This is a genomic window from Arthrobacter ramosus (assembly GCF_039535095.1).
GTDB classification, from domain to species: Bacteria; Actinomycetota; Actinomycetes; order Actinomycetales; family Micrococcaceae; genus Arthrobacter; species Arthrobacter ramosus.
The window spans coordinates 4,548,542-4,561,586 of record NZ_BAAAWN010000001.1; the positions used below are offsets into that span (position 1 = coordinate 4,548,542).

General features: G+C 64.7%; 15 protein-coding genes. 4 read left to right on the forward strand and 11 right to left on the reverse strand.

The annotated features are described in order from the left end of the window. Nucleotides 1-34: 34 nt before the first annotated feature. From ABD742_RS20945 to ABD742_RS20960, 4 genes are all read right to left on the reverse strand, one after another. Nucleotides 35-1,471, reverse strand: coding sequence for a glycoside hydrolase family protein (locus ABD742_RS20945; RefSeq protein WP_234754005.1), 1,437 nt, complete (start codon nucleotides 1,469-1,471; stop codon nucleotides 35-37). Nucleotides 1,472-1,633: 162 nt separating this feature from the next. Beyond that, nucleotides 1,634-2,404: a GGDEF domain-containing protein gene (locus ABD742_RS20950; protein WP_372460981.1), complete on the reverse strand. Its 771-nt coding sequence runs from the start codon at nucleotides 2,402-2,404 to the stop codon at nucleotides 1,634-1,636. Nucleotides 2,405-2,823: 419 nt separating this feature from the next. Next, nucleotides 2,824-3,567, reverse strand: a complete 744-nt coding sequence (locus ABD742_RS20955) for a 3-hydroxybutyrate dehydrogenase (RefSeq protein WP_234754007.1) — start codon at nucleotides 3,565-3,567, stop codon at nucleotides 2,824-2,826. After that, complete coding sequence (locus tag ABD742_RS20960) at nucleotides 3,564-4,943, reverse strand: MFS transporter (RefSeq protein WP_234754008.1); 1,380 nt, start codon at nucleotides 4,941-4,943, stop codon at nucleotides 3,564-3,566. Before ABD742_RS20960 ends, ABD742_RS20955 begins: the two co-directional genes overlap by 4 nt. 129 nt (nucleotides 4,944-5,072) lie before the next feature. Here ABD742_RS20960 and ABD742_RS20965 point away from each other — a divergent pair, with 129 nt between their 5' ends. Next, complete coding sequence (locus ABD742_RS20965) at nucleotides 5,073-5,969, forward strand: LysR family transcriptional regulator (RefSeq protein WP_234754009.1); 897 nt, start codon at nucleotides 5,073-5,075, stop codon at nucleotides 5,967-5,969. A 3-nt stretch (nucleotides 5,970-5,972) separates the two neighbouring features. Here ABD742_RS20965 and ABD742_RS20970 read toward each other — a convergent pair whose 3' ends face one another. Genes ABD742_RS20970 through ABD742_RS20980 form a run of 3 tightly spaced genes read right to left on the reverse strand, consistent with a single transcriptional unit; the run spans nucleotide 5,973 to nucleotide 8,122 of the window. After that, entirely contained in the window at nucleotides 5,973-6,863 is an 891-nt protein-coding gene (locus ABD742_RS20970; protein WP_234754010.1) for a spermidine synthase, read from the reverse strand. Between the two features lie 56 nt (nucleotides 6,864-6,919). Then, on the reverse strand, nucleotides 6,920-7,423 hold the full coding sequence (locus tag ABD742_RS20975) for a GNAT family N-acetyltransferase (protein WP_234754011.1): 504 nt from the start codon (nucleotides 7,421-7,423) through the stop codon (nucleotides 6,920-6,922). A gap of 15 nt (nucleotides 7,424-7,438) precedes the next feature. Then, nucleotides 7,439-8,122, reverse strand: coding sequence for an O-methyltransferase (locus tag ABD742_RS20980; protein WP_234754012.1), 684 nt, complete (start codon nucleotides 8,120-8,122; stop codon nucleotides 7,439-7,441). Between the two features lie 268 nt (nucleotides 8,123-8,390). Here ABD742_RS20980 and ABD742_RS20985 point away from each other — a divergent pair, with 268 nt between their 5' ends. Then, nucleotides 8,391-9,326: an Abi family protein gene (locus ABD742_RS20985; RefSeq protein ID WP_344788919.1), complete on the forward strand. Its 936-nt coding sequence runs from the start codon at nucleotides 8,391-8,393 to the stop codon at nucleotides 9,324-9,326. 120 nt (nucleotides 9,327-9,446) lie between these two features. Here ABD742_RS20985 and ABD742_RS20990 read toward each other — a convergent pair whose 3' ends face one another. Further along, nucleotides 9,447-9,773, reverse strand: coding sequence for a thiamine-binding protein (locus ABD742_RS20990; RefSeq protein WP_234754014.1), 327 nt, complete (start codon nucleotides 9,771-9,773; stop codon nucleotides 9,447-9,449). Nucleotides 9,774-9,843: 70 nt separating this feature from the next. On the opposite strand from ABD742_RS20990, the gene ABD742_RS20995 reads away from it, so the two are divergent. Then, nucleotides 9,844-10,464, forward strand: coding sequence for a TetR/AcrR family transcriptional regulator (locus tag ABD742_RS20995; protein ID WP_234754015.1), 621 nt, complete (start codon nucleotides 9,844-9,846; stop codon nucleotides 10,462-10,464). Between the two features lie 55 nt (nucleotides 10,465-10,519). On the opposite strand, the gene ABD742_RS21000 is transcribed toward ABD742_RS20995, so the two are convergent. The 3 genes from ABD742_RS21000 to ABD742_RS21010 are packed head-to-tail and all read right to left on the reverse strand — an operon-like array spanning nucleotide 10,520 to nucleotide 12,071. After that, nucleotides 10,520-10,831, reverse strand: coding sequence for an AzlD domain-containing protein (locus tag ABD742_RS21000; protein ID WP_234754016.1), 312 nt, complete (start codon nucleotides 10,829-10,831; stop codon nucleotides 10,520-10,522). Then, a complete protein-coding gene (locus ABD742_RS21005) occupies nucleotides 10,828-11,580 on the reverse strand; it encodes an AzlC family ABC transporter permease (RefSeq protein ID WP_234754017.1) in 753 nt (250 codons plus the stop codon). The genes ABD742_RS21000 and ABD742_RS21005 overlap by 4 nt, the downstream gene beginning before the upstream one ends. Further along, complete coding sequence (locus ABD742_RS21010; RefSeq protein WP_234754018.1) at nucleotides 11,577-12,071, reverse strand: DoxX family protein; 495 nt, start codon at nucleotides 12,069-12,071, stop codon at nucleotides 11,577-11,579. The genes ABD742_RS21005 and ABD742_RS21010 overlap by 4 nt, the downstream gene beginning before the upstream one ends. 184 nt (nucleotides 12,072-12,255) lie before the next feature. Here ABD742_RS21010 and ABD742_RS21015 point away from each other — a divergent pair, with 184 nt between their 5' ends. Beyond that, complete coding sequence (locus ABD742_RS21015) at nucleotides 12,256-12,993, forward strand: fumarylacetoacetate hydrolase family protein (RefSeq protein WP_234754019.1); 738 nt, start codon at nucleotides 12,256-12,258, stop codon at nucleotides 12,991-12,993. Nucleotides 12,994-13,045: the final 52 nt, after the last annotated feature.

The window sequence follows — 13,045 nt, forward strand, 5'->3', positions numbered from 1 at the left end:
CCTTTGATTTGAACGGAGGTCTGGCGCTGGGTATTTAGTTGTCTGTGCGCTTACGTATCTCAAGGTCCGTGAGAGCGATGGTGCCTTCACCGGCGAAAACGCCGATCCGGCCGTCCGGTAGCCCGTAGATCCGGGCGCTCAAGGCGACCTGCCGGTCGACGACGGCGACACAGAGGTCCCCGTCCACGACAAGTTCGAGGGTGTGTTCTCCGGGGACGAGCTCGCAGGGGCGTTCCAGTTCGATCTCGAAGGGGACGTCCCCTGAGACGTGCCATTGCGCGTCGCCGCTGATTTCGCGGGGCCATCGGTCAAACACCAGGCGGCCGCGCTTCGGTTCCAGGCGGATGATGTAGGACTCGTCTCCGTCCGCGCTTGAGCGGAGCAGCAAGCCGCATTCGGTGGTATCGGGTTCTATCTGCAACACCGCCCGGGCGTAGAACTGCCGAGGGAGCACCTCATCGGACACCATGGCCGTGTACCCGTCGGGAGCATGCAGCGCCACCGGAAGGGCGCTGCCGAAGGTTACCGGGATGTCGTCCCAGAAGCTCTCGACAAGCTCGTCGGCGAAGGAAAACGCGAGGGTGCCGTCGTCGTTCTGGCGGGCCTCGAGGACGGACATCGTACCCGCCCACTGCCAGGCGCCGTCGTCGCGGTTGTCCTCCTTGCTGGCGATCCAGCCGAAGAAGAACCGGCGGCCATCCCGCTCGGCCGTCTTCGATGCATAGAAGGCGCGGCCGTCAACGGTGTCCCGAGTCGGCACGATCCATGGCCCATCGGGACTTTTCGCCATGCGGTAGCGGGTGGTGAAGGACTCGGAGAATTCCGAATAGACCAGGTACCACCAGTCACCCCAGGCGAAAACGTCCGGGCATTCGTGCGTGATGTACCGGCGGGGATCCCAGAACGGCTCGGCATGCCCCCAATCCATCAAGTTCGGGGAGACGCATTGGGCGATCACTCCGCGCCGGCGCTCCGGACCGTCCGCGTGCCGAGCTGCGAGCAGCATCCGCCACAAACCGCTTGCCTCGTCCTTGAAGACGAACGGATCTCGCCAGTCGCCGGATTCGTAGCCGGCCGGGGCGCCGAAGGTCAGCTCCGGATGCTTGACCCACGTCAGCATTCCGTCCGTGCTCGTGGCATGCATGACGAGTTGCAGCGGGGCCCCGTCGGAGCCGAGGTGCCGAGGATTCTGTCCCGTGTAGAACAGGTGGTGTATTCCGGACTCGTCGCGCACAACGCTTCCCGTGTATGCATTGAAGTCCGCCTCGCCCTCCCCCCCATGACGCAGCGAGACCCCATGGTCCTCGAACCGGGTGAGGTCCTTGGTGGTCACGAGGTTCCAGGACGTTCCCGGCTTCGGGTCGCTCCGCACCTCGTGCAGATAGAAAAGCCAGAACTCCCCGTCTTTCTGGAACGGGATCACGTCTCCGACCCAGCCATCGGCGGGTTGGAAGAAGACTGAGTAAGTCATCGGCGTTGATGTCCATTTCTGCTAAAGCGTTTGATCACTGCAAGCGTAACCGAGGTCACACTTTTGATCAAGCGTTTAAGCAGATTGTTTTAACGGGCTGGTCCGAACGCTGCGGAATCGGCTCAGCGGTGCGGGAGTTAACGCACACGACTGGGTACACAGCTAGGCAGTAGCGCAGACCGCGCGGTTCCGTCCAAGGGACTTGGCCTGGTACAGGGCTTTGTCGGCGGCCACGATCATGTGGGCCACCTCCGCGTTGGCGAGGGTGCTGGGGGCGATGCCATAGCTCACCGTGGGGAAGGTGACGCCGTCCGGTGGTTCTGCCGAGGCCAAACGGCGGCTGATTTCGTTGGCAATGATTTCTGCACTCTCCAGGTCGGCCCCTGGAAGCAGGATGGTGAATTCCTCTCCGCCGTACCTCCCGACGAGGTCTGTGTGGCGGACCGAGGCCTGACACGCGGCGGCGAAGGCCTGGATGGCCGTGTCGCCCGCGGCGTGGCCATGACTGTCATTGAGGGCCTTGAAATGGTCGAGGTCGGCGAGGATCAAGGTGCAGATCGATCCCGCAGAGTGCAGCCTGCTCATTTCCTGGGTGGCCAGCTCCATGAAGGCGGTGCGGTTGAGGAGCCCCGTCAGGCCGTCCCGGGTGGCGCGTTCGTTGAGCCCGTTGATGAGCTGCTCGTTACTCAGCGCAGTCATGCTGAAGGACACGGTGACGAGAAGCACGATAGTGACCACACTGGTGGTTGCTGAGCTGAGATAGGTACCGAAATCCGGACCGTCGGGTCCCTCCACGACGTAGGCGATCCCCCGGCAGAAGAAGAACGACGCCAGCACTCCTGCGGCGAGCGCCAAGGAGCGGTGGGCCTGTGAAACGCTGGGCTTCAACCGCCAGAGTTCAACTGTTGCCAAACCCATGCCCAAGGACATCATGGCCAAATACACCAGGCCACCGGACCATGCGTTGGTGGCCGGACTCTCCAGCGAGGCGGCTACAGCTGTGGCGACGGGTCCGGCGACGAGCTGCCATCGCGGTGTCGGAAGCAAGCGCAAAGAACGCGAGCCCGCCCACACGCTGAACGCCCCGGCCACCAGCAAAGCGTTGCCGAGGGGACCCGCCCAGACTTGCTGGGAAGTCCCCGTGAGCAGGTACGCCATGTTCCCCGAGAGCAGGAAAACGAGGGCGAGGCACCACCACCCGCTGTACGCGGAGCGGGTCCGGCGGAACGATCCGAAAAACAGCAGGCAGAGCGTAAACGCGACGATGCCCAAAGCTATCTTCAAGCTGGCCGGATCGAGACCCATATTCGCTCCTCTCGTGCGCACCAGCCTACGACATCGAGGGGGGGTAATTAGCGGGCGGACCAGCCCCCGTCCATCGTGTAGCTGGCCCCGGTGACCATACCGGCGTCGTCGGACGCTATCCACGCGGCCAGCGACGCGACTTCCTCCGGCTCCACGAGGCGCTTCACCGCGGACTCCGTCAGCATGACCTTCGCCAGGACCTCCGATTCGGGGATGCCGTGCAGCAGTGCCTGGTCCGCGATCTGCTTCTCGACAAGGGGCGTACGCACGTACCCCGGATTGATGCAGTTGGAGGTGACCCCGTGCTGGCCGCCCTCGAGGGCCGTCACTTTGCTGAGCCCCTCGAGCCCATGCTTGGCCGAGACATACGCGCTCTTGAATGCCGACGCCCGCAGCCCGTGGACCGAGGAAATGTTGATGATCCGGCCGAATCCGTTGGCGTACATGTGCGGGAGTGCGGCCCGGATGAGCAGGAAAGGGGCCTCGAGCATGAGGGTCAGGATGCGGCGGAAGTCCGCCGGTTCGAACTCCTCGATGGGGGCAACCTTCTGGATGCCGGCATTGTTGACGAGGATGTCGCAATCCAGGCTGAGTCCGGCGAGCGCCTCCGTGTCGAGCAAGTCGACGGCCCAGGCGGTGCCGCCCAGCTTGTCGGCGAGCGCCGCAGCTCCGGCAGCATCGACGTCGGCCACCACAACTTTCGCGCCCCGCGCGGCGAGGGCCGTGGCACATGCTGCCCCGATGCCGCTCGCCCCGCCGGTGACCAGGGCCTTGCGGCCCTCGAGGGTCATGCGCGGGCACCCATGGGGAGGCCGTGGCGAACGGCGTCGGCGTTGTCAACGTCTTCCAGCGCCACCCCGCGGGTCTCCCTGAGCGTCAGGACGACGACGGCGGTGATGGCGCAAGCGATCACCAGGTAGATGGCGGTGGGCATCCAGGATCCGGTGTCCTTGAGCCACTGGGTCGCCAGCAGCGGGGCCAGCGAACCGGCGAAGATCGAGGTGACCTGCGAGCCAAGGGAGACGCCCGAGTAGCGCATGCGGGTGGGGAAGAGCTCGGTCATGATGGCCGGCTGCCCTGCGTACATGAAGGCGTGCAGGCAGAGGCCTATGGTGACGGCGGCAACGATCACCACGGGGTTCTTGGTGTCGAACATGGGGAAGGCGAAGAACGGCCAGGTGGCACCGCTTATGGCGCCGATCAGGTAAACCGGTTTGCGCCCCCAGGTGTCTGCCAGCCGGCCGATCTGCGGTATGACGATGAAGTGGACAACGTGCGCGATCAGCAGGGCGAGCAGCAATGAGGAGGTGTCGTACTTGTCCACGCTCTTGAGGTAGACAATGGAGAAGCTGACCACGAGGTAGTACATGATGTTCTCGGCCAACCTCAGTCCCATGGCCTGGAGGATGCCCTTGGGGTACTTGCGGACGACCTCGCCGACGCCGTAGCTGATGGCTTGTTCCTTCTCCACCTGGGCCTTCGCCTTGAGGAAGATCGGGGCCTCGGTCACGTGGGTGCGGATGTAGTAGCCCACGAAGACGATCACTGCGGAGAGCCAGAAGGCCACACGCCATCCCCAGCCGAGGAATGCTGCGCTGCTGAGGGTGGTGGACATGATAAACAGGACGAGCGTGGCGAGGAGGTTGCCGACGGGAACCGCCGCCTGCGGCCAGCTTGACCAGAATCCGCGGGACTCCTTGGGGCTGTGTTCCGCCACCAGCAGCACCGCGCCACCCCATTCGCCACCCAGTGCGAAGCCCTGGATGAAGCGGAGCGCCACGAGCATGGCTGGCGCCCAGTAACCGAGGTCGGCGAAGCCGGGGAGGCAGCCCATGAGGAAGGTGGACACGCCGACAATCACGATGGTGAGCTGCAGCGTGGGTTTACGGCCGAGCCTGTCACCGATCTGGCCGAAGACGATGCCGCCCAGGGGCCGGGCCACGAAGCCTACCGCGTAGGTCAGGAATGCCTGGATGATGCCGTCAAGGTCGTTGCCGGTGGGCGGGAAGAAGTACTTGCCGAAAACCAGCGTTGCGGCGGTGGCGTAGAGGAAGAATTCGTACCATTCCACCACGGTGCCCACCATCGAGGCTGCGACGATTTTCTTGAGTCCCGTGCCTTTACCGGTCGCGGCGGCCCCTGCTGCGGAGCGTTGTCCTACGCTCATGTCCATCTCCTTAGTGTCCACACTGACACGTGCTGTGATCCACAACACGAAATGCTCCAATGAGTATTGCTGCACATTACTTCTGCTTCAATAACCAAAAAGGCACCAAGTGTGTGCAGAATTGCAGATATGAATCCGAATCCCGATGACCTCCTGGTCCTCCTCGCGGTATCGCGCTCAGGTAAGTTCACGACGGCGGCCCAAGCCTTGGGGCTGAACCACACCACCGTTTCCCGCAGGATCGCCGCACTCGAGAAGGCGCTCGGCGGCCGGGTCCTCGCGCGGGCGGCAGGCGGCTGGGAAGTCACGGAGCTGGGAGCCGAGGCCGTGGCAGTGGCGGAACGGATCGAAGCGGCGGTGGGCGCGCTGGGACCGGAAGACCGCGCGCCGGACCCGATTGCCGGCGTCGTGCGCATGACCGCAACTGACGGTTTCAGCGCGTACATCGCGGCACCGGCCGTGGCGCGCTTGCGGCGATCGCATCCCGGCCTCACCGTGGAGATCATCACCGTGACCCGCCGGGCGCTCCAGCAGCGTTCCGGCCTGGACGTCGAGGTGGTGGTGGGCGAACCCCAGGTGCACCGGGCCGAGGCTGTGCTGCTGGGCGAGTACATGCTGGGAATGTATGCCTCGCGCGAGTACCTGGCTTTTCACGGCGTACCCGGCACCGTGGAAGAGCTGACAAGGCATCAGTTGGTCTATTTCGTGGACTCCATGCTGCAAGTGGACGACCTCGATGCCCCTCGCCGGCTGGTCCCTTCCATGCGAGACGGCTTGAGTTCCACCAACGTCTTCGTCCATGTAGAAGCGACGCGCGCCGGCGCCGGCATCGGCTTCCTGCCGTGCTTCATGGCGGACCGGCACCCGGACCTGGTGCGGCTGCTGCCGTCGGATTTCGCGGAGCTGCTCCCCTACTGGATGGTCCTGCGGCCAGACTCGATGCGCCGCCCCGCTGTTGCCGCCGTCGTGCACGCCTTGCAGGAGGAGACTGCCGCCCACCGCGAGCTACTGCTGGCGCGCCGCTGAGCGTCAGGCGGCTGGCCGGGGGTCGTGCCGGATCTGGGCGCCGACGGCGAATGCCCGGACCTTGGCGTCGTTCCAGATATGCGCGGGCACTGCCCCGCCGAGGAGCTTCCGGGCCAGTTGGGGATCGTCGCCGAACGGCTCGTGGCTGCCGGCCATGATCATGTTTCCGTATCGCCGACCCTTGAGCATCGCGGGGTCGGCAATGATCATGGTGTGCGCGAAGGTGTCTGCGATGGTGGCGGCGTCTTCGCGGGCGTTCTTGAGGTCCGGAGCATCTCCGGAATTCACGACGTAGAGCCCGCCCGGAGCCAGCACCCTTTGCGCGTGATCGTTGAATTCGCGGGTTGTGAGCGCCCTCGGAGTGAAAGCGCCGGCAAAGACGTCCCGGATGATGAGGTCGCGGGTGTCCGGAGTGAGGCCTTCCGTGACTTCCCTGGCTTCTCCCACACGGATTCGAAGCAACGGGGCCTTCGGGAGATCGAACCAGCCGCGCACGTATTCGGCCAGCTTGCCGTCGAGCTCCACCACCACTTGGCGTGCATCCGGGTAGGCGGAGTGGAAGTACCGGGCGAGGGAACATGCTCCGCCGCCGAGGTGCAAGGCACGAAGCTTCGGCTTGGACTCGGGCGGCCACTTGGATTCCACCAGGGCCGCAATCCAGCGCATGTACTCGAAGTCCAGGAACAACGGCTCTGCCACATCGATGTGCGAGCTCATGACGCCGTTGATCTTCAGGAGCCAGCCGTTGGAGTTGTCCGGGTCGGCAACGAGTTCGCAGTCGCCGGTATCGATGTAGTAGACGCCCTCCACGGGGCCGTTCGGCTTCGTGCCCGCGGGCACCTCAATAACCCCGGCAGCTTGCCCGGCGCCCCTGCCCTTGCCACGCTTCGCCACTACAGCCGCCCTCTTCCGGTCATGCTTCAACCCTAGTTGACGCCACTGCCTTGCGGTCAGCCCCCGACGGCGGCACGCACCATCCGGATCTCCGGCAGTTCGTACCAGTCCGGCGGCAATAGCTGGCGTGTACCGTCAGCCCGGAATCCATTCTTGCGATAGAAAGCCTGGGCCCGCGGATTGTCTTCAAGCACCCACAGGTAGGCGGCAGCGTTGCCGATAACGGCGTCGACCAATGCTTGCCCCACGCCCAAACCGTGCACGCGCCGCAAGGTGTAGATCATCTGCAATTCCAGCTCGCATGGCCGGTCCTCATCGCGGGCCTGACCGGCAGAAGCGATGCCCACCAAGGAACCGTCAGCATCATGGGCGAGGATCGGCCTGTACGAGCCCGCCAACCCTTCCCGCTGCCTCTCGATCCGCGTGTTGATGGTGGCCTCGCGGGAGGCGAAGAACTCCTCGGGCAAGAGGTGCCCGTAGCTTTCCCGCCAGGCAGCCAAGTGCATGCGTGTCAGGGGCTCGACGTCGTCCACCGTTGCCGGGCGGAGGGTAAATTCCATGCGCACAGCCTAGCGTCACACCACCCGGGCTATCGCGAAGCCGTCCCATCCTTTGGATCCAACTGTCTGGATTGCCGTCGCGTCGAGGCGCGGATCCTTGCCCATCATCTCCAGTGCCCCCACGATGCCCGGAGCGTTTGCCTCGTCCATGGAAGGATCCAGGATGGCGCCCTCCCAGATGACGTTGTCCATCACGATCACCGTGCCCGGCCTCCCGAGCCGGATGGCCCAGTCCAGGTAGTTTGAATCGTTCTCCTTGTCGGCATCAATGAAGACGAAGTCGAACGGGCCGTCCCGCATGGGCTCGTCGGCCAGCGCCGCAAGTGTCTCCAATGCCGGGCCGATCCGGATGTCTACTTTGTGGCCGATCCCGGCCATGTCCACGTTCGCCCGGGCGATTTCAGCGTGTTTCGGGAGGTATTCGCACGTGACCAGCCGGCCGTCGTCGGGCAGTCCCTGGGCCATCCAGATCGCGCTGAAGCCGGCCAAGGTACCGATTTCCAGCACGTGCCGCGCACCGGACAGCTGCACGAGCATCTTGAGCAGCTTGCCGGCGTTGGGTGCAACTTCGATAGGCGGCATCCCGGCGTCGAGGGCGGACTGCACCGCGTGTTTGAGCGCGGCGTTCGGGCGGACGACGGCGCTGGACAAGTATTCCTCGACGGCCACCCAGTCAGGCTGGGCCTTGTGTTCAAACATGGCCCCAGTCTGGCACCGGGCACGGGGCGGAGGGAAGGACCGGCTCACAGGGAGAGCTACTCGCTGGTTCCGCGCCGGGGCTATAACAACATTTGTTATACGGAGGTACATCTTGTTGGCTCGGTGACCGTGCTACACTTGCCGCACTACATCCCCCACGCCTCTCCACGATGCGCACTTGGGGGATTTTCTTTGCCACGGGCCAAGAGGAGTGCCGATGTCCCGACCACCGCGTCCACGCGGCCGGTTCAGCTACAACAAGCCGCCGATGACGCTCGACGAGCTCGTCGGCCGACTCTCCGAGCGGGGGCTGCGGATCCCCGATGCCAGCAGGGCCGCCAGGTACCTGCGGCATATCGGCTACTACCGGCTCTCGCCATACACGATTCCCTTCCAGCAGGGGCGGCCCGATCACCTCTTCCGCGAAGAGACTGCGTTCGACGACGTGCTCGACCTCTACGTCTTCGACCGCGCGCTCCGGCTGCTGGTCATGGATGCGCTGGAGCGCGTCGAGGTCGCCGTGCGGGCGGCGCTCACTGACCACATGTCGACAGCGTACGGGGATCCGCACTGGTACGTGGACCCAGCGCGGTTCCAGCACCGCGACAGGCACCCGGGGCTGCTGCGGATCGTCAGAGACACGTGCGCGGAGCGGCTGCGCGGATCGCCGGATGCGGGCGAGGACTCGCTTGTCCATCGCTCGGCTCTCGAGCACTACCTGACAACCTACGGCTCGCCCGACCTGCCGCCCTCCTGGCTCATGGTGGAGGCGCTGACCATCGGCCAACTGACCAGTGTGTACCGCAACCTGGGTCTGCGCTCTGATCGGACCGCAGTCGCGAGGAGCATGGGCCTAACTGCACCGGTGCTGGAGTCTTGGCTGCAGAGCTATGTCCGCCTCCGGAACATCTGCGCGCACCACGGGCGGCTGTGGAACGTCGGCCTCGGTGTCTACCCCGCGATCCCGACCTCGCCCGCAGTCTCGTGGCTGAGGGGTGAGGACGCCCTGCCGGAGCGGTCGAGGAAGCGCCTCTATCCCGTCCTCGTCTCGCTGCAGTCCGTGCTCGACGCGGTATCACCGCGCAGCAGCTGGGCGCGACGCCTCCACAGTCTCGTCAGCGCCCGCCCGCGGATGAACCTCGCGGGGATGGGCGTGCCCGAAAACTGGGCGCAGGACGCCTTCTGGTCCCGGCACATTTCCTAACGCGGAGACCGACGTGCAGAACGTCGTGGACCCGTGACGGACTGCACCTTGCTAGCGACGATGTCTACCGCGCATCTGTTTGGTTTGCGGTGGCGTCCAGATCTCCAAGCACGTCAGGGACTATTCGCCCGCCTCATCGATCGCACGCTCCAGCCGCTCGACTTTACCTGTGAGTTCCCCTGTGTATCCCGGCCGGATATCCGCCTTGATCACCAAGGAAACGCGGTTCCCGTACTTACCCACGGCCTCGGTGGCGCGCTTGACGACGTCGAACACCTCATCCCACTCGCCCTCGATGGTGGTGAACATCGAGTCCGTCTGGTTGGGGAGCCCGGAATCGCGGACGATCTTCACGGCCTCGGCAACGGCGTCGTGCACCGAGCCATCAACGGATACGGCGCCAGCAGCGGGCTGGCCGGACGGGGCAACTGAAAAGGCAAGCAACATGAATCCAGTCTTTCACGGGCAAGAATGTCACAAAAGTGATTGGAGCCCCTCCGTTGCTACTGTGAGCAGCATGGACCGGCCCTTGGAACGCAAGCCACTTAGAGCTGATGCTGCGCGCAATGTAGACAAGATCATCACGGCAGCCCGCCAGTGCTTCCGTGAGCTGGGCCCGGAGGTTCCCCTGCAGACGATCGCCACCACCGCAGGTGTTGGCCCGGCTACCTTGTTCCGGAACTTCGCTGACAAGGAACAACTCGTTTTGGCCGCCCTGTCGCGGCAACTCAGGCTTCATGTGGACCCGGTCGTGGAAGATGCCCTCGCTGGGATGGATGCCGCCGTCGGGCTCATCAACGTGATCGACGCCGTGGTGCAGGTTGCCAGCGAAGACGCGAACCTGTTGGGCGCCGTCGCCGGCCGCCGCGGACTCCTGGTGGGCATCACAGGCGGCTTGATCGATTCCATGGCTGAACTGCTCACCCGCGGCCAGGGCCAGGGTTCGCTGCGGCGGGACATCTCCATTGAGGACATGGTGCGCCTTGTTGCCATGCTGATCGGCGCCGTGGACACCATGGAGCCGGGGTCCCGCGCTTGGGAACGGCCGGTTGCCTTGCTTGAGGACGCCATCCGCACCGAACGACCGTCGCGCCCGCTGCCACAGCAGACCCCCATCCCCGGGATGACTTTCCAGTAACCAGCGCACGACGGCGTTGGTCGCCGCGGCGACGGTTGGAACCGCGCGTGGTGGTTCAGCGCCAGCCGAGCAGCCGCAGGCAGGCGGCAGCCGCCGATCCGACGATGACCACCACAAGGAACGGGGCTCGGAGCCACAGCGCGACGGCCCCCGATGCCAGCGCACCGAGCCGGGCGTCGAAGGCCAGGGACTGACCGGATGCCACCGCGTTGACGACGGTCAAAGACGCCAGCAGGCCGATGGTCATCGTGCCGGCCACGCGCATCATCCGGGGACTCCGCAGCAGTTTCGCCGGCACGAAATATCCAGAAAGCTTGGTGAGGTACGCCAGTCCGCAGGCGATGAGGATCCAGAGCCAGAGGTTCATTCGGCGTTCCTTTCGCGGCTGGCACGGTCCGCGTTTGAATGACCGTGCGGGTAGGGATCGACATCGGGCTCCATGCCTTCGTCACTGCGTCCGTGGCTGAACCAGCCGATGGCCCCGGCCACGACGGCGGCCACGAGGATGGGCACGCCCGCTGGAACGAACGGGACCGCAATGATGGTTGCCAGAGCAGCTGCTGCGGCGATCGCCCAGGGTTCACGGCCCTTGAGCCGAGGCCAGAGCAGGCCCAGGAACGCTGCCACGGCGGCGCCGTCGAGCCCCCACTGCTTGGGATCGCCCAAGGCGTCGCCGGCCAGGGCGCCGACAGCCGTGAAAATGTTCCACAGCACGAAAATGCCGAGTCCGGCGGTCCAGAAGCCACGGCGCTGTTCGTAGGGATCACTTTGTCCCGAGGCAGTGGCCGTCGATTCGTCGATGGTGATGTGGGCTTGCGGGTACTTGAGCCAACCGCTGGGGCGCAATAGTGCATTCATCTGCATCCCGTAGATGCCATTGCGCAAGCCCAACAGCGCGGCCGCGGTCATGGCCGCAATGCCGGAACCGCCGCCGGCCACGACGCCGATGAAGGCGAACTGCGAGCCGCCGCTGAACATGAGCAGGCTGAACGCCATGGTCTGCCAGAAACTGAACCCGGAGGCGGAGGCCAACGCCCCGAATGAGATGCCGTAGAGGCCCGTTGCGATGCTGATGGAGAGGCCCACCTTCACCGCCGGGGATTCGAGGAGTTTCATACGCCCCGTTTCGCTCCAGCCAAGCTCCATGCCCACAGGATCAAGGGGATCTGCAAAGGTAGGCGCACGGTATGAATCCGCCGCGCGGATGCAGTCCCGGCGGGAGAATATGCGCGGCGGAGCGCATCCACGTGTCCGGCCAGGAATGCCGTGAACATCAGCGCGGTGCCGCGGGCTGCGGCTTTGCGCGTGGCGGGAATGAGGAGCCCGACGGCGGCAGCCGCCTCAAGCAGTCCGCTCACCGCGATCCATTCCTCCCGGGACATGACCGCCAAAGCGCCGTTCCGCGGTGCGGCTGCCTTGGCCTTGTCTTGGCGGACGTCGAGTTCGGCGTCTCCGACCGCATAGTCCTCGCGGCAGAGATAGTCCGGGACGACCGGAGCGAAGAATTCCGGCTGCTGAAAGTGCTTCCTGGCGCTCACGAGTAACAGTGCACTCATGGCCGCCGCGGAGATTGTCTGGGTTGTCCGGGCGGACCATGAAAAAGGCATGTATTCATGCAACCACAGCCCTGCCCGGCGCGGTAACCGGAGTACTGCTGGGCAGAGCGTAGGCAACTCCTTGCCGTTCAAAATACTGGACTAAGTTCAGTATGGTGTATCTTTTTCTTTAGGCCGTGGCTGGCACCGCCACAGCCATCGTCCCCCCGCAACAAGAAATTCAACGAGGAGTTCCATGCGCATCGCCCGACTACAGACCCCTTCCGGCCCGACGCACGCCGTCCTGCGCAATGGAAGCTGGGACCACATCGAGGATCCCTTTGCCGAAGTTCTTTCTTTCACCGGAGAATCCAGTTCCGCGGAGGAAGCCGAGCTCCTCGCCCCGGTCCGGCCATCCGTGGTGCTCGGAATCGGGCACAACCTGGGCAACAACAACCACGCGCTGCCCATCCAGGCCTGGCATAAGTCCGTGCACAGCATCGCCGGCCCCGGTGACGACATCGTGGCCGCCCGCAACGCGGGCACGGTGAACGTGGAAGGCGAGTTGGCCGCCGTCATCGGAAAGCGGGCGGACAAGCTCACGGCTGAAAACGCCCTGGGCCACGTCCTGGGCTACACCGTGGTCAACGACGTCACCAACGTGGATCAAAACCAGGTCGACGAAAAGCTCTTCCAAGGCAAGTCCGGCACCAACTACACGCCACTGGGACCGTGGATCGAGACCGAGATCGAGAACCCGGACAACGTCAGTACCGAGGTTGTAGTCAATGGCGAGGTCAAGGCCCGGTCCGGCTCCTTCAACCTGCCGTCCTCCATCACGGATTGCCTCGTCTACGTCACCGAATGGCTGACCCTGGAGCCGGGAGACATCGTCATGACGGGAGCTCCGAACACCTTCGTGGCTGTTCAGCCCGGCGACCGGGTGGACATCACGCTGGGCGGCATCGGAACCCTCAGCAACACGGTCATCTGACCAGCAGTTGTTGTCGTTATCACGCCCGATAACGACAACAACTGCGGGGCCC

What these genes read in the sequence shown, in the direction of transcription:
- ABD742_RS20995 (WP_234754015.1), top strand. Translation starts at nt 9,844, where the DNA reads ATGGACCGGCCCTTGGAACGCAAGCCACTTAGAGCTGATGCTGCGCGC.
- ABD742_RS21015 (WP_234754019.1), top strand. Translation starts at nt 12,256, where the DNA reads ATGCGCATCGCCCGACTACAGACCCCTTCCGGCCCGACGCACGCCGTC.
- ABD742_RS21005 (WP_234754017.1), bottom strand. Translation starts at nt 11,580, where the DNA reads ATGAAACTCCTCGAATCCCCGGCGGTGAAGGTGGGCCTCTCCATCAGC.
- ABD742_RS20965 (WP_234754009.1), top strand. Translation starts at nt 5,073, where the DNA reads ATGAATCCGAATCCCGATGACCTCCTGGTCCTCCTCGCGGTATCGCGC.
- ABD742_RS20945 (WP_234754005.1), bottom strand. Translation starts at nt 1,471, where the DNA reads ATGACTTACTCAGTCTTCTTCCAACCCGCCGATGGCTGGGTCGGAGAC.
- ABD742_RS20975 (WP_234754011.1), bottom strand. Translation starts at nt 7,423, where the DNA reads ATGGAATTTACCCTCCGCCCGGCAACGGTGGACGACGTCGAGCCCCTG.
- ABD742_RS20985 (WP_344788919.1), top strand. Translation starts at nt 8,391, where the DNA reads ATGACGCTCGACGAGCTCGTCGGCCGACTCTCCGAGCGGGGGCTGCGG.
- ABD742_RS20980 (WP_234754012.1), bottom strand. Translation starts at nt 8,122, where the DNA reads ATGTTTGAACACAAGGCCCAGCCTGACTGGGTGGCCGTCGAGGAATAC.
- ABD742_RS20960 (WP_234754008.1), bottom strand. Translation starts at nt 4,943, where the DNA reads ATGAGCGTAGGACAACGCTCCGCAGCAGGGGCCGCCGCGACCGGTAAA.
- ABD742_RS20955 (WP_234754007.1), bottom strand. Translation starts at nt 3,567, where the DNA reads ATGACCCTCGAGGGCCGCAAGGCCCTGGTCACCGGCGGGGCGAGCGGC.
- ABD742_RS21000 (WP_234754016.1), bottom strand. Translation starts at nt 10,831, where the DNA reads ATGAACCTCTGGCTCTGGATCCTCATCGCCTGCGGACTGGCGTACCTC.
- ABD742_RS20990 (WP_234754014.1), bottom strand. Translation starts at nt 9,773, where the DNA reads ATGTTGCTTGCCTTTTCAGTTGCCCCGTCCGGCCAGCCCGCTGCTGGC.
- ABD742_RS21010 (WP_234754018.1), bottom strand. Translation starts at nt 12,071, where the DNA reads ATGCCTTTTTCATGGTCCGCCCGGACAACCCAGACAATCTCCGCGGCG.
- ABD742_RS20950 (WP_372460981.1), bottom strand. Translation starts at nt 2,404, where the DNA reads ATGATGTCCTTGGGCATGGGTTTGGCAACAGTTGAACTCTGGCGGTTG.